The 16,713-nt window shown below is 65.0% G+C and carries 14 protein-coding genes and 1 pseudogene; 5 read left to right on the forward strand and 10 right to left on the reverse strand.

Annotated elements, in window-relative coordinates; genetic code table 11:
• Window positions 1-31: 31 nt before the first annotated feature.
• Window positions 32-1,345, forward strand: a complete 1,314-nt coding sequence (locus ACE039_RS06645) for a TRAP transporter large permease (protein ID WP_485821965.1) — start codon at window positions 32-34, stop codon at window positions 1,343-1,345.
• Window positions 1,346-1,422: 77 nt separating this feature from the next.
• Here the strand turns inward: ACE039_RS06645 and ACE039_RS06650 are convergent, their stop codons facing one another.
• The 5 genes from ACE039_RS06650 to ACE039_RS06670 form a co-directional block, all read right to left on the reverse strand.
• A complete protein-coding gene (locus tag ACE039_RS06650) occupies window positions 1,423-3,717 on the reverse strand; it encodes a RelA/SpoT family protein (protein ID WP_105558256.1) in 2,295 nt (764 codons plus the stop codon).
• Window positions 3,718-3,739: 22 nt separating this feature from the next.
• Window positions 3,740-3,943 carry a DNA-directed RNA polymerase subunit omega gene (gene rpoZ, locus ACE039_RS06655; protein ID WP_006219679.1) on the reverse strand — a complete coding sequence of 68 codons (204 nt, stop codon included), beginning with the start codon at window positions 3,941-3,943 and terminating at the stop codon, window positions 3,740-3,742.
• A gap of 44 nt (window positions 3,944-3,987) precedes the next feature.
• Window positions 3,988-4,620, reverse strand: a complete 633-nt coding sequence (gene gmk / locus ACE039_RS06660) for a guanylate kinase (RefSeq protein WP_105558255.1) — start codon at window positions 4,618-4,620, stop codon at window positions 3,988-3,990.
• A 129-nt stretch (window positions 4,621-4,749) separates the two neighbouring features.
• Window positions 4,750-5,673 (reverse strand): c-type cytochrome, encoded by a 924-nt coding sequence (locus tag ACE039_RS06665; protein WP_105558254.1) that lies wholly within the window; start codon window positions 5,671-5,673, stop codon window positions 4,750-4,752.
• Window positions 5,670-6,374: a c-type cytochrome gene (locus tag ACE039_RS06670; RefSeq protein ID WP_485821966.1), complete on the reverse strand. Its 705-nt coding sequence runs from the start codon at window positions 6,372-6,374 to the stop codon at window positions 5,670-5,672. Before ACE039_RS06670 ends, ACE039_RS06665 begins: the two co-directional genes overlap by 4 nt.
• Before the next feature lie 231 nt (window positions 6,375-6,605).
• Between ACE039_RS06670 and ACE039_RS06675 the strand changes: the two genes are divergently transcribed.
• The gene (locus ACE039_RS06675) at window positions 6,606-7,376 is read left to right on the forward strand and encodes an SDR family oxidoreductase (protein ID WP_485811782.1); all 771 of its coding nucleotides are present in this window, start codon (window positions 6,606-6,608) and stop codon (window positions 7,374-7,376) included.
• Between the two features lie 110 nt (window positions 7,377-7,486).
• Here the strand turns inward: ACE039_RS06675 and ACE039_RS06680 are convergent, their stop codons facing one another.
• The 3 genes from ACE039_RS06680 to ACE039_RS06690 all read right to left on the reverse strand — a co-directional run bounded on the left by ACE039_RS06680 (window position 7,487) and on the right by ACE039_RS06690 (window position 10,855).
• Window positions 7,487-8,083, reverse strand: a complete 597-nt coding sequence (locus tag ACE039_RS06680; RefSeq protein ID WP_485811783.1) for a C40 family peptidase — start codon at window positions 8,081-8,083, stop codon at window positions 7,487-7,489.
• Between the two features lie 214 nt (window positions 8,084-8,297).
• Window positions 8,298-10,424: a TonB-dependent receptor gene (locus ACE039_RS06685; RefSeq protein WP_485821967.1), complete on the reverse strand. Its 2,127-nt coding sequence runs from the start codon at window positions 10,422-10,424 to the stop codon at window positions 8,298-8,300.
• Window positions 10,425-10,501: 77 nt separating this feature from the next.
• Entirely contained in the window at window positions 10,502-10,855 is a 354-nt protein-coding gene (locus ACE039_RS06690) for a hypothetical protein (RefSeq protein ID WP_485821968.1), read from the reverse strand.
• 170 nt (window positions 10,856-11,025) lie between these two features.
• On the opposite strand from ACE039_RS06690, the gene ACE039_RS06695 reads away from it, so the two are divergent.
• Together ACE039_RS06695 and ACE039_RS06700 are read left to right on the forward strand one after the other, a co-directional pair.
• Window positions 11,026-12,525, forward strand: coding sequence for an AMP nucleosidase (locus tag ACE039_RS06695; protein ID WP_485811786.1), 1,500 nt, complete (start codon window positions 11,026-11,028; stop codon window positions 12,523-12,525).
• 132 nt (window positions 12,526-12,657) lie between these two features.
• On the forward strand, window positions 12,658-14,217 hold the full coding sequence (locus tag ACE039_RS06700; protein WP_485811787.1) for an amino acid permease: 1,560 nt from the start codon (window positions 12,658-12,660) through the stop codon (window positions 14,215-14,217).
• 24 nt (window positions 14,218-14,241) lie between these two features.
• On the opposite strand, the gene ACE039_RS06705 is transcribed toward ACE039_RS06700, so the two are convergent.
• Together ACE039_RS06705 and ACE039_RS06710 are read right to left on the reverse strand one after the other, a co-directional pair.
• Entirely contained in the window at window positions 14,242-15,408 is a 1,167-nt protein-coding gene (locus tag ACE039_RS06705; protein ID WP_485821969.1) for an NAD(P)/FAD-dependent oxidoreductase, read from the reverse strand.
• Between the two features lie 25 nt (window positions 15,409-15,433).
• Window positions 15,434-16,366 (reverse strand): YicC/YloC family endoribonuclease, encoded by a 933-nt coding sequence (locus ACE039_RS06710; protein ID WP_105558293.1) that lies wholly within the window; start codon window positions 16,364-16,366, stop codon window positions 15,434-15,436.
• Window positions 16,367-16,484: 118 nt separating this feature from the next.
• On the opposite strand from ACE039_RS06710, the pseudogene rph reads away from it, so the two are divergent.
• A pseudogene (gene rph / locus ACE039_RS06715) lies at window positions 16,485-16,713 on the forward strand (ribonuclease PH); the annotation flags it as partial.

The raw sequence follows: 16,713 nt of genomic DNA on the forward strand, positions 1-16,713 counted from the left end.
GCCGGCCTTCACTTCCTATGCAGGGACAAGCATGGATCAATATTCGACTCTGATCGCATCCGGGGCGTTGCTGGTGGTATTGCTGGTGCTGTTGGCCAGCGGCGTCTGGGTGGCGATTTCGTTGCTGGCGATGGGCGTGGTGGGCTTGGCGGTGTTCACCGACGCGCCGGTGGGATCGCTGATCGTTTCTTCAATGTGGGACGCGAGCTGGGGCTGGCCGATGACGGCGTTGCCGCTGTTCATCTGGATGGGCGAAATCTTGTTCCGTACCCGTCTGTCCGAAGATATGTTCAAAGGCTTGGGGCCGTGGGTCAGCTGGCTGCCGGGGCGCTTGCTGCACGTGAACATTCTGGGCTGCGGCATCATGGCGGCGGTGGCGGGGTCGTCCGCCGTGACGTGTGCAACGGTCGCGCGCATGAGCCTGCCAGAGCTGAAGAAGCGCGGGTACGACGAAGGCATGATGATCGGCACGCTGGCGGGTTCCGGCACGCTGGGGCTGATGATTCCGCCGTCGATCATCATGATCGTCTACGGCGTCACGGCCCAGCAATCGGTGGCGCGTCTGTTCATGGCGGGCATTTTGCCGGGCTTGCTGCTGATCGCGTTGTTCATGGGCTATGTCATCGTCTGGTCGCTGCTGAATCCGTCCAAGGTGCCTCCGCGTGATCCGGCGTTGAGCTTTGGCTCCAAGCTGTGGAACTCGCGGCGGCTGATCCCGGTGGGCTTGCTGATTGCGGCGGTCATTGGCGTCATCTACGGCGGTTGGGCGACGCCAACGGAAGCGGCGACGGTTGGCGTTGTCGGCGCGATGGTGCTGGCCAAGCTGGGCGGCACCTTGTCGCTGAAAAGCTTGGGCGAAAGCCTGATGTCGGCGATGAAGATCTCTTGCATGATCTCGTTCATCGTGGCGTGCGCGGCGGTGTTGTCGATCTCGGTGGGCTTTCTGAACATTCCGCAGGTGCTGGCGGCCAAGGTTGAAAGCATGGCGCTGTCGCCGTATATGCTGCTGGCGGTGCTGACGGTGTTCTTCCTGGTACTCGGTTGCTTCCTGGAAGGGATTTCGATTCTGGTGCTGAGCAGCGCGGTGATCCTGCCGATGGTGCAGGCTGCGGGCATCGACCTGATCTGGTTCGGGATCTACATCGTCATCATCATCGAGATTGCGCAGATCACACCGCCACTGGGGTTCAACCTGTTTGTGCTCCAGTCGATGACGGGCAGGGATATTTGGCAGGTCACCAAGGCGTCGATTCCCTTTTTCCTGCTGCTGGTGATCGCGATTGCGCTCATCACGGTCTTCCCTGGCATCGTGACGTACTTGCCCAATTTGATGTCGCAGAGTTAACGCTGTTTGCCACGTAATGAAAAACGCCCTGCGAGTTGTCCTCGCGGGGCGTTTTCTTGGTGCCGGTCAGAAAAAGATCAGCCTTTGACGCGGACGATCTTCTGCACTTGCGGCACGTGCCGAATGGCGCGGATGACTTGCGCCAGATGCTTGCGGCTGTCGACCTGGATGGTCAGGTGCAAGGACACCGTGGACACCGCGTCGTCGTGCATCGTGACGTGCATGATGTTCGCGTCGGCAGCCGTGACTTCCGCCGCCAGGCGTCCCAGCACGCCGCGCTCATTGCGGGTGACGATGTCCAGGCGCGTGGCCAGGTGCTTGGCGGTGTGTGCGTCCCAGCCCACATTGATCCAGCGTTCGGGTTCGCGCAAGCGCTGGCGCGTGGCCACGGGGCAGTCGGCGGTATGCACCACCAGCCCATGGCCCATGCGCATGCCAGCCACGATCGGGTCGCCGGGCAGCGGGCCGCAGCACGGTGCCAACTGCACGGCCTGGCCTTCGTTGCCCTGGATCAGGATGGGGGCGCTGCGGGCCGACGTCAGTTCGTCCACCGCGGCGGCGGTGGTGGCGACCAATTGGTGCTCGGGCGCGAATCGGCGCGCGACCACGGCGGCCAGGCGCTTGCCCAGGCCGATGTCGGCCAGGATCTCTTCGCGCGAACTGGCGCCGGTGCTGCGCGCCAGTTTCTGCCAGGCCGGGTCGTCGGTGGCGGGCATCGGCATGTGCAGCTCTTGCAGCGCCTGGCTGAGCAGGCGCTCGCCGAAAGCCACCGATTCTTCGTACTTCACGGTGCGAAGGTAGTGGCGAATTTCGGAGCGCGCGCGGCCCGTGCGCACGTAGTTGAGCCATTGCGCATTGGGGCGCGATGCCGGCGACGTCACGATTTCCACCGTGTCGCCGCTATTGAGTTCAGTGCGCAACGGCACGAACTCGCCGTTGACCTTGGCGGCCACCGCCTGGTTGCCGATATCGGTGTGGATCGCGTAGGCGAAGTCGACGGGCGTGGCGCCGCGGGGCAGGGAAATGATCTTGCCGCGCGGGGTGAAGACATACACGGCGTCGGGGAACAGGTCGACCTTGACGTGTTCCAGGAACTCGCCGGAATCGCCGGTCTGGCTCTGGATGTCCAGTAGCGACTGCAGCCACTGGTGCGTGCGCTTTTGCAGGTCGTTCAGGGTCAGGTCGGCGCCCTTGTAGAGCCAGTGCGACGCCACGCCTTCCTCGGCCACATGATGCATGTCGCGCGTGCGGAACTGGAATTCCACCGGCGTGCCGTACGGACCCACCAGCGTCGTGTGCAGGGACTGGTAGCCGTTCACCTTGGGAATGGCGATGTAGTCCTTGAACTTGCCGGGCACCGGGCGATACAGCTGATGCAGCGTGCCCAGCGACAGATAGCACTCGGGCAGCGTATGGACGATGACGCGAAAGCCGTAGATGTCCAGCACGTCGGAAAACGACTTTTTCTGGTCGACCATCTTGCGATAGATGCCATAAAGCGTTTTCTCGCGGCCGGTTACTTCCGCTTCGATACCGGCGGCGGGCAGCGAGGCCCGGACGGAATCGGCGATCTTCGTGATGACTTCGCGGCGGTTGCCGCGCGCCGCCAGCACGGCCTTGTACAGGACCTGGTAGCGGTTCGGGTACATGGCCGCGAAACACAAGTCCTGCAGTTCGCGGAACAGCAGGTTCAAGCCCAGGCGATGCGCGATGGGCGCATAGATGTCCAGCGTTTCGCGGGCGATGCGCCGGCGCTTTTCGGGATTGACCGCGTCCAGCGTGCGCATGTTGTGCAGGCGGTCGGCCAGCTTGATGAGGATGACGCGCACATCGCGCGCCATCGCCAGCAGCATCTTGCGGAAGCTCTCGGCTTGCTGTTCGGCCTTGGTGGCGAAGTCCAGGCGGTCAAGCTTGGACAGGCCGTCGACCAGTTCGGCGACTTCAGGGCCGAATTTCTCGGCAAGCTCGTGCTTGGCGATGCCCTGATCTTCCATCACATCGTGCAGCAGGGCGGCCGACAACGCGTTGACGTCGAGCTTCCAGCCTGCGCAGATTTCCGTGACGGCAATGGGATGCGAGATGTAGGGCGAGCCGCTGGCGCGGAACTGGCCCAGATGCGCCTGGTCCGCGAAGCGATAGGCTTCGCGCACGCGCTCTACATCTTTCTTGTCGAGGTAGCTGCCGATGATTTCGGTCAGCGGTGCCAGCGAAGCCACCGGCGAGGCGGTGGCGTCCGCCGCTTCTTGCGCGGCGACGGACGGTGGCGTAGCGAGTTTTTTGTCTTTCTTGCCCGTGCGGCGCCCAAGACGGGAGCCGGCACGTAGTGCGGCAAGCAGACCAGATGAAGCGTACTTCAGCCCGGGAAAAGCCATGCTTGCCGCCCCCCGGAGAGTATCAGGTGGGAACTTTACGCAGCATTTCCACGCCGGTTAGGCCGCCCGCGATTTCGCGCAGTGCAGTGACCGTGGGCTTGTCTTTGCTGTCCAGGCGCGGGGCATGGCCTTGCGCCAATTCGCGAGCGCGGTACGTTGCAGCCAGCGTGAGCTTGAAGCGATTGGGGATTTGATTCAGACAGTCTTCGACGGTAATGCGAGCCATTAGGACACCTGGTGCTGATGGATGATAGGGAGAATGCGTTCGGCTCAGTGTTCGGCCGGGATGCCAAGTTGCGAGAACAACTGGGCGTGGCGGGCGGCCTGAGACGAAAAGCGCAGCCGCGCGGCACTGACGATTTGTATCAGTTCCGACAAGGCTACGCTAAATTCTTGATTAATAATAACATATTCGCATTCAGGCGCGTGGGCGATTTCGCCGCCCGCGGCCATGAGGCGGCGCGCAATCACCTGCGGCGCATCCTGGCCTCGCGCCTTGAGCCGGCTTTCAAGTTCTTCGATCGACGGCGGCAGCACGAAAATGCCGATTGCGCCCGGGAAACGCTGCTTGACCTGGCGGGCGCCTTGCCAATCGATTTCCAGCAGGACGTCCCGGCCTTCGCGCGTGGCCGCGTCGATGCGGTCGCGCGGCGTGCCGTAGAAATTGCCGTGGACTTCCGCCCATTCCAGCAGGTTCTGCTCTTCGCGCATGCGCTTGAAATCATCGGGCGTCACGAAGCGGTATTCACGACCGTCCTCTTCACCCGGACGGGGCGCGCGGGTGGTGCAGGAAATGGAGAGTTCGATGGAAGGGTCTTGCTGGAGCAAGGCCTTGACCAGGCTGGACTTGCCCGCGCCGCTGGGCGCGACGACCATGAAGACGTTTCCGGAGTTGGCGTGCATGAATATGGCTGGCGTGTGAGGCTAAGACCGGAAGTCTAGCAAATCGCGCGGCGCGGCAGGGGGAAACCCGCTACCGCGCCTGGGCGATTCCGTCGCGCCGATGCGGCGGATTGCCGCCGCATCGGGCGATCAGCCGGCGGGCTTGGCCGCGGCCTGGATCAGCTTGCCGCCGGGCGGCGGGGAATCGCTGCCCAGCAAATGCCCGTTGACCTCGATGCCATACAGGGAATCGTCCGAATCGTGGTACTTGGCCCGGGTCGCCGCAACGGACCCCGCATAGCGCGGATCTTGCGGGCGTTCATGCGCGTTCATGAAATACGCCACGTCCCAGGCTTCCTGGTCGCTCAGCATGCCGGCCTGGCCCAGCGGCATATTGGCCTTGATGAATCCGGCGGCGTTGCCGATCTGGTGCATGCCCGCGCCCCAATTGAACGAGTCGGCGCCCCACAGGGCCGGAAATACCCAGTGTTTTCCGTTCTTCTGGCCTTGCCCGTCTGCGCCGTGGCACACCGCGCAGTACTGGCCGTAGACCTCGCTGCCGCGCACATAGTCGGCCTTCTGCGCCGGCGCCGGCAGCTTGCGGTAGCCCTGGCCCTCGAGCACGACACCGGTGGGCGCTTTGCTGGCCAGCCAGAACATATAGCTTTGCAGCGCCGTCAGCGTGGGGTCGTCGGCGGCAGGCGCCTTGCCGTTCATGCTGAACCGGAAACAGCCCTGCAGGCGCTCGGCCAAGGTATTGACGTGTTCGTTCTTGGCCCGGTAGGCGGGATACAGCACATAGGCCGCCCACATGGGCGCCGAATCGGCACGGCGGCCCGCGTCCAGGTGGCAACTGGCGCAATTCAGATCGTTGCCGACGAACTTGCCGGCCATCTTCGGCGTGTGCAGGAAGATCTGTTCGCCCTGGCGCACGATCTTGCCGAACTCGGTGTCGGGCAGCGATGCCGCCGATGGCGGCGTGAAGGCGGGACGGGGATCGGCGGCAAGCGCGACGGCCGAAAACGCCAGACAGGCGGCGGTGAGTCCCAGGCGGCTAAACGGAAGATGGATCATTGCTTGGCTCCCTCGGCGGCGTTGGCTTGCGAGGCAAGCAGGTCGGCGGCTTTGGGCAGGCCGGCATAGTAGGCGGAGACGGCGTCGATGTCGGCGTCCGTCAGGCGGGTAGCGACGGCGGGCATGAGGCCCAGCGGGCCGGGCGGGCGCTGGCCTTGCCGCCAGGCGCGCAATTGGCCAGCGATGTAGGCGGCGGGCTGGCCAGCCAGCGCGGGAAAGTTGTCGCCCACGCCGATGCCGCCGGGGCCGTGGCATTGATTACAGGCGGGCACGTTCTTGTCCCACGCGCCGCGTGTGGCAAGCCACGCGCCGGTGTCGGCCGGATTGACCGGATGCATGGCCGTGGCAGCCAGGCGATCCACATTCAGCGGGGAGGGCAGGCTGGCGTAGTAGCTGGCCACCGCTTGCTGCTGCGCGGGGTCCAGCGCCTTGGCCGTTGCGGCCATGACGGGGCTGACCCGGGATCCGTTGGCCATGGCTTCCAGCTGCTCCGCCAGATACTTGGCGCCAATGCCTGCCAATTGCGGAAAGCCCGCGGCGGGGTTGCCTTCGCCGCGGGCGCCATGACAGGTGATACAGGCGGGTGCGCCATTGGCGCCCTGGGTGCTGATCTGTTTGCCGTCAGGCGCGGCTTGCGCAGTGCCGAGGGTGGCGATCAATACGCCGAGCGCTAGGGCGCGGGGAAGAGACCGTGAGGTCATGGTTGCCTGCTCCGAGGAATGTTATTGGACTTTGGGTAATAAGCAAATTTCCATAAATTATATAAACACTTGTGACAGATCAACGCGAAATCGTCGGCTTGAGCCTCGGCATTCGGGTTTCTTTTGCTTGCGTGACCGGAGGGAAAAGTGTGTCGCGGCTGCTAACTTTGCTTGCAGCATCGGGGGATTGATTCGGGTAGCATCACGCCGATTGATAACAAGGAGAATCCGATGCACACGAACGAGATCGAACCGCCCCGCGTGGCCCTGGTGACCGGCGCAGGCACGGGAATTGGACGCGCCGTGGCGCTGGAATTCCTGGCCCAGGGTTATCGCGTGGTGTTGGCCGGCCGCCGCCGCGAGCCCCTGGAAGCCACCCGCACCGCGGCGGGCGAAGACGGCGTGAGGGCACTGGTGGTGCCAACCGACGTGACCGACGAAAACGCCGTGCGCGATCTGTTCGACACGGCGCAGCGCGAGTACGGCCGCCTGGACGTGTTGTTCAACAATGCGGGTCGTGGGGCGCCGGCGATGCCTATCGAAGAACTGCCGGTGGCGGTGTGGCGCGATGTCGTCGACACCAACCTGACCGGCATGTTTTTGTGCGCGCAGGCCGCCATCCGCATCATGAAGGCGCAAACGCCGCAAGGCGGCCGCATCATCAATAACGGGTCGATTTCATCGCACGCCCCGCGCCCGTTCTCGATCGCGTACACCGCGACCAAGCATGCGGTGACCGGGCTGACGAAGTCGATTTCGCTGGATTGCCGGCCCTACAGCATTGCTTGCGGCCAGATCGACATCGGCAACGCGGCCACCGAGATGACCGAACGCATGGCGGCCGGCATCTTGCAGGCCGACGGCAGCACCAAGGTCGAACCGCGCATGGATGTGGCGCACGTGGCGCAGGCGGTTGCCGCCATGGCGCGCCTGCCGCTGGAAGCCAACGTGCAGTTCATGACCATCATGGCAACGAACATGCCGTTCGTCGGCCGCGGCTGAACGCACAAAACGCCTGCGGCGGGAAGTTCCCACCGCAGGCTCTGCAAGTTTCCCCAGAAAGGCGCCCCGGCAGGCGCCTTTTTTCCGCCTGGACTTGCCGAAAACCGGATTTAGCGGGAAGCCTGGGCCAGCATCTGGCTTTGCGTCGTATCCAGGTAGCGCCGCGCGCCAACGTAGCGTTTGGTCCAGTAGGGGTTCTTCATCTCGTCGACACGCACTTTGGTGCCACGGCGCGGCGCGTGGACGAACTTGTTCTGGCCGATGTAGATGCCGACGTGCGAGGTCACGCCGCGTCCGCGGGTGGCGAAGAACACCAGGTCGCCGGGACGCAGTTCTTTCTTGTTCGATACGGATTCACCCGATGTGCGCTGCGCGCGCGCCGTGCGGGGAAGTTCGAGCCCGGCGATTTCGCGGAACACATACAGCACCAGCCCGCTGCAATCGAAGCCTTCGGCATCGTCGCCGCCCCAGCTGTAGGGCGTGCCGATGGCGTCCAGGCCGGCTTGCACGACGCGTTCACGCAGGGTGGGAACGGTGGGCTCTTGCGCCAGGCGCAGGCCGCTTAATGTCGGGCGGGCTTGCTCGGAGGGGATGGATGCCTGGGCGGCGCCGGGAATCCAGGAAAGGGTCAGGGCCAGAAGCGGGGCTGACAGGAAAACAGGAATGCTGAAATTGGCAATTCGGACTTTTCGCGTGGGCGGAGTCATTACGTCACTTCAAAAATCGGAGTGGGCGGCATGGCTTTGCCCAGAGGGGGCAAGCCGGCGGAAAGGGGGCATCCGGCGCGCAGGCGCTTTGGATACTCGCAAATTATAATAGAATAAAGTTTCATTACATTTGTAGTGCAATGCAGCATTATTCCGCAGCCGGCGTTACGCCGCCCCCAAGGGCGAACGTAACGGCGGCCGCGAATGGGGCCCCTTAGAAGCTGCCCCGCAAGCCCACCATCACCGCGCGTCCGCCTTCAGGCGCGACGTCTCGCAGCACCGAGGTCGCGTAGCGGATGTCTTGGTTGGTCAGGTTGATGCCGCGCACATAGGCTTGCCACTGCACGCCGGTGGCCCTGAAGCGGTAGCCGGCATTGGCATCCAGGCTGTAGTAGCCCGCCGTCGCCGTGTCATTGGCCGGATGATCGTGCTGCGCGAACGCTTTCGAGACACTGACGCCTGCGCTGTACGGACCGTAGCCGTAATCCAGCGCTACCCGCAGGCGCAGCGGCGGAATGCGGGGCAGGGACCGTCCAGTATCGCGGTTGCGTGAGACGGTGTAGTCGCCCGACAGCTCCAAGTCCAGCGCGTGGCCGTCCCGCTGCAGGATGCGGGTCACGTTCTCGGCTTCAAGGCCGTACAGGCGCGCCGCGACGCCCTGGTAGCGGGCCTCGGGCAGGGCGCCGTCGTCCCCGGCCGTCACGATGCCGCCGTCGTCATTGCGGTAGCGCCCGGTATTCGTTTCCGCCAGGTAGTTGGCGAAGCTGCTGTAGAACACGCCGACGCTGCCATGGTCATTGCCGTTCTTGTAGCGCAGCGACAGATCGCCTGACCATGCCCGCTCTTTGCCCAGGTTCTGGTCGCCGACCAGATACTGGCCGGTGGCCGCGTGGGGGCCGTTGGCATAGAGCTCGTAGAAGGTGGGCGCGCGTTCGGTGTAGGCGCCGTTGGCCGCCAGGGACCACAGAGGGGTCAGCTTGTAGATACCGCCCAGCGAAAAACTGCCGGCCGTGACGCTGCGGCGGGCCGAGTCGTCGAACCGGTCATTGCCGCCTGCGTTGGGGCGCAGCCGCGTGTGGTCCATGCGGGCGCCCGCAGACAGCGTCAGGCGCTCGTTCAGCGTCCATTCCTCCAGGGCGAAGATCGCGGCGGAATCCGTGTCGGTGGTGGGAACCAGCGCTTCGTCGCCCAGTGCTGAAAACCGCGTTTGGCCCAATTGCAAGCCCACGACGCCATGTAGCGGACCGATGTCCGCGTGCCGCGCCTCGATACGCGCCTCGTAGCCGCGGTTCTTGAACACCGTGCCGGTTTCGCCGTCCTCGATTTCCTTGTGCTGGTAGTCGGTGTAGGCGAAATTCAGCTTGATGCTCTGGAACGCCCCGCTCAAGTCGCGTAGTTCGCTTGCGAAACCGAAGCGTTCCTGGTGCATCTTGATGCGGACGTCGGCTTCGGCGACCGAGCCGTAGTTGGCGTCGTACCCGCTGTAGGACAGGCCGGCATAGCCGTGTTCGCCCGTCCAGGACATGCCCAGCGCGCCGCCGCTGGCCTCGCCATCGCTGTTGGGCAGCTGGTCGCGCGCTTGGTCGGCGCCCGCGCCGTCCGCGGCGCGCTGCGTGGCGGTGCGCGCATAGCCGGGGATGCGCAGCGTGCCGGTCTTGCGGCCGAAGGCGTCGGCATGAATCGCGAGCGTACCGTCGCCGCCTTCCAGTTGAATGGCGCCGTTGCGGTCGTTGTTGGCGCCACCATAGCTTCCGCCCACCTCTCCGTGGATGCCATCGACGGGTTCCGTGGGAATGCGATTGTCCAGCGTGTTGACCACGCCCCCGATGGCGTTGCCGCCATACAGCAGCGCGGCGGGTCCGCGCAGGATTTCGACGCGGTTGGTCGACAGCGGGTCTTGCGGCACGGCGTGGTCGAACGACAGCGACGAGGCGTCCAGGGTGCCGACGCCGTTGTTCAGCAGGCGGATGCGGTCGCCGTCCAGCCCCCGGATGATGGGCCGGCCCACCATCGGGCCGTAGCTGGTGGTGGACACGCCAGGCAGTCCGTTCAGCGTTTCGCCCAGGTTGGAGCCGCGCCGCAGGTCCAGTTCCTGGCCCTGGAGCACGGTCGAGGGCGACGCCAGCGCGTCGCTGCCCAGCGGGTTGGCGGTGACGACGACGGGCGACAAGGTGGTGGCTTCGGGGGCGTGCTGTGCGCGCGCGGCACCGGGTAAGGCAAGGGGCACGGCTAGTGGCAGGGCATAGGCGCAAGCCAAGGCAAGCGGGCGCAGGGCAAAAATGCGCAGGGCGCGAGCGCGCAGCGGCACGCTGCCCGGGGCACGGGCGGTCGGGAAATTCATGGTGGATATCCAGGGCGCCGGCGACAAGGCCGGCAAATGAAATCAGGGCCGCCTGCAAGGCGGCGCGATGGCGGATTTCAGGCCTGGGGCGGCGGGGCGCGGGGTTGGAACCAGGTGCCGCCGATGGCGTCGGTGCCAGCGGGCAGGAGGGCGACAGGCGCCGCATGGGCAGCGTGGCCGCCGACCCATGCGAAAGATGATGGGAGCGTGGCGTCCAGCACGTCCCACAATTGGCAAAGGTCGCAGTGCCCCAGCTTTTCATGCGCGTGGGCGTCGTCCTGGCTGGCGCCCGCGGCCTCGCCCAGGTGGGTCAATGCATGCCGCAGGCTGCCCATGGGCGCCAGCAACAGGCAGGCGGACAGCCAGACAAGCACGGCCCAGCGCACGAACAGCGGCGAGGGGGCGTGTCGAAGGCCGGGCAGCGATGGCATGAGGGCGCGCGAAGGGAGGGGCAAAAACGGACAAAACCGGCAAAAACGGAATGATATATTGTTTCTATATCATTGGCGACGGCGGCGCCGCGCAGGCGCGCCGGAATATGACGCTTCATCGACGGCGCGCTCGGGCATAATCGGCAGATAAGAAAGCGGAGTAAAGCTCAATGATGAATGCAGTCCACCCTTTGTCGTCGATGAACCGGCCTGACGCCATGCCCTTTGAACCTTTCCTGGATGCGCAGGCGGCGGTGGACCGGCTGGCTGAAATCTACGCGCGCAACACGGCCTTCCTGCGTGCCGCGTTCCGCGAAGTCTTGAATGGCAGCGGCAACGGCCGCGAGCGTGCCCGCGCCTATTACCCGGCGATCCGCATCGTGGTTGAAACCTACGACCCGATCGACACGCGCCTGTCCTATGGTCATGTGGCCGAGCCCGGCATCTACCAGACCACCGTCACGCAACCCGAACTGTTCCGCGACTACCTGATCGAGCAGGTCGGCCAACTGCTGCAGAACCACCGTGTGGCGGTGGAGGTTGGCGAATCCGATTCCCCCATTCCGTTGCATTTCGCGTTTCCGGAAGGCGCTTATGTCGAAGGCGAACACCTGGAGGCCCTGAAGCGCCCCCTGCGCGACCTGTTCGATGTGCCGGACCTGGCCGTGACCGACGATGCCATCGTCAACGGCTCGTGGCGTGGCAAGGAAGGCGAACCCAAGCCTCTGGCGCCGTTCACCGCCCAGCGCGTTGACTATTCGTTGCACCGCCTGCAGCACTACACGTCGACCGCGCCGGCGCATTTCCAGAATTTCGTGCTGTTCACCAATTACCAGTTCTATGTGGACGAGTTCTGCGCTCGCGCCCGGGCGCTGATGGCCAGTGGCAACGAAGACTACGAAATGCTGGTCGAACCCGGCAACCGCATCACCCGCCGCGGTGAAAGCGGCCCGGGCGACGAAGGGCAGGCCGCCCGCTTGCCGCAGATGCCCGCGTACCACCTGGTGCGCGGCGACCATTCCGGCATCACGCTGGTGAACATCGGCGTGGGCCCGTCCAACGCCAAGACCATCACCGACCACATCGCCGTGCTGCGCCCGCATGCCTGGCTGATGCTGGGCCATTGCGCCGGTCTGCGAGATTCGCAGCGGCTGGGCGACTACGTGCTGGCGCACGGCTATGTGCGCGAGGACCACGTCCTGGATGCCGACCTGCCCACCTGGGTGCCCGTCCCGGCGCTGGCCGAGGTGCAGGTGGCGCTGGAACAGGCGGTGGAAGAAGTGGCGGGGCTGTCCGGGTGGGACTTGAAGCGCATCATGCGCACCGGGACGGTCGCCACCATCGACAATCGCAACTGGGAACTGCGCGACCACGTTGAACTGGTCGAACGCTTTGCGCAGTCGCGGGCGATCGCGCTGGATATGGAGTCGGCCACCATCGCCGCCAATGGCTTCCGTTTCCGCGTGCCTTACGGCACGCTGCTGTGCGTGTCAGACAAACCCTTGCATGGCGAACTGAAGCTGCCCGGGATGGCCAGCGTTTTCTATCGCCGTCAGGTGAACCAGCACCTGGAGATCGGTATCCGGGCGTTGGAGCGGTTGCGCGACATGCCGCCCGAGCGGCTGCATTCGCGTAAATTGCGCACGTTCATGGAAACCGCTTTCCAGTAGCGGGATCCGTCCCCGATGCCCTGCCGTTTTTCGCGGCGGGGCGGTTTGCGCTATTCTCGCGCGTTGCCCGGTAATCCCAAGGCATCCGCAGCGTGTGGCGCGGATGCCTTCACGACGTGAAGGAAAAGCACTTTGGCACCATCGGAACACGATGAACGCCGCGCAAGCGGCACGCGCGCAGCGAAAGCGGGCCAGCCGTCCGAGTTGCGCCGGACGCTGTCGGCGCGCCACCTGACCATGATCGCGGTGGGCGGTTCCATCGGAACCGGCCTGTTCGTCGCCTCGGGGGCGACCATTGCCAAGGCGGGCCCCGGTGGCGCGCTGCTGGGCTATGTGCTGATCGGGGTGATGGTCTATTTCCTGATGACCAGCCTGGGCGAATTGGCCGCGGCGATGCCGGTTTCGGGCTCGTTCTCCACGTATGGCGCCCGCTATGTCGAAGACGGATTCGGCTTCGCGCTGGGTTGGAACTACTGGTACAACTGGGCGGTCACCGTGGCGGTGGACCTGGTGGCGGCGCAGCTTGTCATGGCGTACTGGTTTCCCGATGTGCCCGGCTTCTACTGGAGCGCCTTGTTCCTGGCGATTACCTTTGGCCTGAACGCCATGTCGGCGCGCGGCTTCGGGGAAGCTGAATTCTGGTTCGCGCTGATCAAAGTGGTTGCCGTGCTCGGTTTCGTGGCCATGGGCGTGATGATGCTGCTGGGCATCATCCGCGGCGGCGAAACGGGCGGCCTGGCCAATTGGACCGTCGGCGACGCGCCGTTCGCGGGCGGTTTCGCGGCCCTGATCGGGGTTGCGATGGTGGTGGGTTTTTCGTTCCAGGGAACCGAGTTGATCGGCATCGCCGCAGGCGAATCCAAAGACCCGGCGCGCAATTTGCCGCGTGCGGTGCGCCAGGTGTTCTGGCGCATTCTGCTGTTCTACGTCATGGCCATTCTGGTGATCGGCCTGCTGATCCCCTATACCGACCCGCATCTGCTGCGCAACGAGGTCGAGGACATCAGCGTCAGCCCGTTCGCGCTGATCTTCGAACGCGCCGGCCTGCTGGGGGCGGCGTCGGTCATGAACGCCGTGGTGCTGACGTCGGTGCTGTCGGCGGGCAATTCGGGCATGTATGCGGCCACGCGCATGCTGTACAGCCTGGCCCGTGAAGGCAAGGCGCCGCGCATTTTTGGCCATATTTCGCGCAACGGCGTGCCGCTCTGGGCGCTGCTGGCGACGACCGTGGTGGCGGCGCTGTGCTTCTTCACGTTCATCTTCAGCCCCAATGCGGTTTACATCTGGCTGTTGAACACGTCGGGCATGACGGGCTTCATCGCGTGGCTGGGCATCGCCATCAGCCACTACCGTTTCCGCCGCGGCTACGTGAAGCAGGGCAACAATCTGGCTGATCTGCCGTACGTGTCGCCGTTCTTCCCGTTCGGCCCGATCTTCGCCTTCGTGCTGTGCCTGATCATCACCCTGGGCCAGAACTACCAGGCGTTCCTGCAGGACCGGATCGATTGGGGCGGCGTGGTGGCCACCTATGTCGGCATTCCGCTGTTCCTGCTGATCTGGCTGGGCTATCGGCTGGCGCGCGGATCTCGCTTCATCAGCTACCGGGACATGCGTTTCCCGGACGCGCGCGCCCGCAGCGAATACCTGGATTCGGCCCTGCGCGGCGAACCCGCGGCGGGCGAGGCGCGCTGAACCCCTCCGCGGAAGGGGCATCACTTAGATGATGTTCTTTTCCCGCAGCGGACGGTTGTTCAGAATGCGTTGAAACGACAGGGGCGAAAGGTCCAGGCTGCGGTATTCGCCATGGGCCAGCAGCTCCGCGATGCCGCGTCCCGCGGCGGGCGCCTGTTGCAAGCCGTGGCCCGAGAAACCGTTGACGAAGAACAGGTTGGGGCAGTCGGGATGGGCGCCAATGATGGCGTTCTGGTCGAACAGGTTCATCTCGTAGTAACCGGCCCAGGCGCTTTGGACCCGCACCGCTTCAAACGCGGGCACGCGCTGCGCCAGTAACGGCCACACATGGGAATCAAACGCTTCATGCTGCGCTTCCAGCGGCATGTCGTCGGCATCGTCCGACGGGTCGGGCGCGAAGCCGCACAAGAACCTGCCACCTTCGGGGCGGAACCAGATGCCCGAGGGGTCGATCAGCAAGGGGCACCGGGGCAGCGCTTGCGGGCAACTGAAACTGAATACGGTGCGGCGCCGTGCCCGGACCGGAAGATCGATGCCCGCCCACCGGGCCACACGGGCGGCCCAGGGACCGGCTGCATTGACGACGGCGTCGCAGGCCAGCGCTGCGCCCTTGTCGAGCCAGACGCCGTTGAGCCGGGAACCCTCTCGCAGCAATCCCACCGCCTCGGCGCGCACGTATCGCACGCCCTGGGCAATGGCCTTCTTGCGCAGCGCCTGCATCAGCCCGTAGCCGTCGAACCAGCCTTCGCCGGACAGGCCCAGCGCGCCCAGCGCCAGATCACCGGTATGCAGCCATGGAAAACGCGCGTCCAATTCGGCGGGCTGGAGCAGGGCGACGTCCACGCCGTGCGCGACCTGGGTGGCATGGTTGTCGCGCAGCGCGGCACTGCCCGCCGGGCTGGCCAGGTACAGGTAGCCGGGTTCGGTCAGGCCCACGTCGGGCGCAGGGTCGTCGACATACAGGGTGGAACCCAGCGCGCGAAGAAACGCGATGCCCGCCTGCGACATGCCGATATTGACCGGGCTGGTGAACTGCTGGCGGATCGAACTGGCGGACAGCGCGGAAGAAGCCTGCGCGTAGGTCGGGTCGCGTTCGATCACGGTCACATCGAACGCGCCGGGCACAAGGCTCAGGAAATAAGCCACGGAGCTGCCCATGGCGCCTCCGCCAATGATGACGACACGTTGCATGGACCGGGTTCCGCGTAAGGCGTGATTATTCGATGTTCTGGGCTTGCTCGCGCATTTGCTCGATCAGCAGCTTCAAGTCCATGGCGGCGCGCGTCACTTCCATGCTGCCCGCCTTGGAGCCCAACGTATTGGCTTCGCGGTTCATTTCCTGGAACAGGAAGTCCAGGCGCTTGCCGGCGCTGCCCGCGTTCTTCTTGCCCGTGGCGGACTTGCCGCCGCCGTCGGTCAGCAGATGGCGCAGCTCTTCCAGATGCGAACGCAGGCGCGACAGCTCTTCGGCCACGTCGATGCGCAACGCGAACAGGTTGGCCTCTTGCGAAAGCCGTTCCGACAGTTCCGCGCCCGAGATATGGGTGAAACCGCCCGGAAAGGCCGATTCCACGCTTTCGCGCAGCTTGGCGGCCAGCTTGTCGCGGTGGTCCGACAGCAGTTGGGGCAGATGCGCCTGCACGATGTCGACGACGCGCGCCACGCCATCGGCGCATTCGCGCATCATGCCGGCCAGGCGTTCGCCTTCGCGGGCGCGGCCCTCTTGCAACTGCGTCAGTGCCTGCTGACCCGCCTGCAGGCAGGCTGCGCCCCAGATTTGCGGGTCAAGCGCGTCATTGCCGCGTTGGCCGGGCCAATTGAACAATTCCACCAACCGGGGCGGCGCGATGTCGGGGACGATACGGCGGGCGGCCTGAAGCTGTTCGGCCAGGCTTTCAAGCCAGGCGGGGTCCAGCTTGGACAGGTCGGTGCTGGCGGTGCGGGTGAACGAGACGCGAATTTCGACCTTGCCGCGCGCCAGGTTGGCGGTCAGCAATTCGCGCAGCGGCGTCTCGACGTGCCGCAGTTCGTCGGGCAGGCGGAAATACAGGTCGAGGAAGCGGCTGTTGACGCTGCGCAGTTCGATGGCAAGCGTGCCTTGCTCCAGATCTGCTCGGGCGTTGCCGAAGGCGGTCATGCTGCGAATCATGATGGGCGTTCCCTGGTGATATATCGCGGCAGGATACTCCAAGCGGGGATTTCCTGCGGCGCGTGCCCGTACAATGCCGCGAATCAATGTTCATGTCTGGAGTCTGCCTGTGACCACTATGTCCACCATCGCCCGTCCGTCCGGTCGCGCCGTTGACGAATTGCGGCCGTTCGCCCTGGAACGCGGCTTTACGCGCTACGCAGAAGGGTCGGTGCTGGTGAAGGCCGGCAACACGCATGTGCTTTGCACCGCCAGCGTCCTGGAAAAGGTGCCGCCGTTCCTGAAAGGCAAGGGCGAGGGCTGGGTCACGGCGGAATACGGCATGCTGCCGCGCGCCCCGCACACGC

The organism is Achromobacter maghribensis (genome assembly GCF_057334215.1).

What these genes read in the sequence shown, in the direction of transcription:
- ACE039_RS06675 (WP_485811782.1), top strand. Translation starts at nt 6,606, where the DNA reads ATGCACACGAACGAGATCGAACCGCCCCGCGTGGCCCTGGTGACCGGC.
- ACE039_RS06710 (WP_105558293.1), bottom strand. Translation starts at nt 16,366, where the DNA reads ATGATTCGCAGCATGACCGCCTTCGGCAACGCCCGAGCAGATCTGGAG.
- ACE039_RS06695 (WP_485811786.1), top strand. Translation starts at nt 11,026, where the DNA reads ATGATGAATGCAGTCCACCCTTTGTCGTCGATGAACCGGCCTGACGCC.
- ACE039_RS06645 (WP_485821965.1), top strand. Translation starts at nt 32, where the DNA reads ATGGATCAATATTCGACTCTGATCGCATCCGGGGCGTTGCTGGTGGTA.
- ACE039_RS06670 (WP_485821966.1), bottom strand. Translation starts at nt 6,374, where the DNA reads ATGACCTCACGGTCTCTTCCCCGCGCCCTAGCGCTCGGCGTATTGATC.
- ACE039_RS06690 (WP_485821968.1), bottom strand. Translation starts at nt 10,855, where the DNA reads ATGCCATCGCTGCCCGGCCTTCGACACGCCCCCTCGCCGCTGTTCGTG.
- gmk (WP_105558255.1), bottom strand. Translation starts at nt 4,620, where the DNA reads ATGCACGCCAACTCCGGAAACGTCTTCATGGTCGTCGCGCCCAGCGGC.
- ACE039_RS06680 (WP_485811783.1), bottom strand. Translation starts at nt 8,083, where the DNA reads ATGACTCCGCCCACGCGAAAAGTCCGAATTGCCAATTTCAGCATTCCT.
- rpoZ (WP_006219679.1), bottom strand. Translation starts at nt 3,943, where the DNA reads ATGGCTCGCATTACCGTCGAAGACTGTCTGAATCAAATCCCCAATCGC.
- ACE039_RS06665 (WP_105558254.1), bottom strand. Translation starts at nt 5,673, where the DNA reads ATGATCCATCTTCCGTTTAGCCGCCTGGGACTCACCGCCGCCTGTCTG.
- ACE039_RS06685 (WP_485821967.1), bottom strand. Translation starts at nt 10,424, where the DNA reads ATGAATTTCCCGACCGCCCGTGCCCCGGGCAGCGTGCCGCTGCGCGCT.
- ACE039_RS06650 (WP_105558256.1), bottom strand. Translation starts at nt 3,717, where the DNA reads ATGGCTTTTCCCGGGCTGAAGTACGCTTCATCTGGTCTGCTTGCCGCA.
- ACE039_RS06705 (WP_485821969.1), bottom strand. Translation starts at nt 15,408, where the DNA reads ATGCAACGTGTCGTCATCATTGGCGGAGGCGCCATGGGCAGCTCCGTG.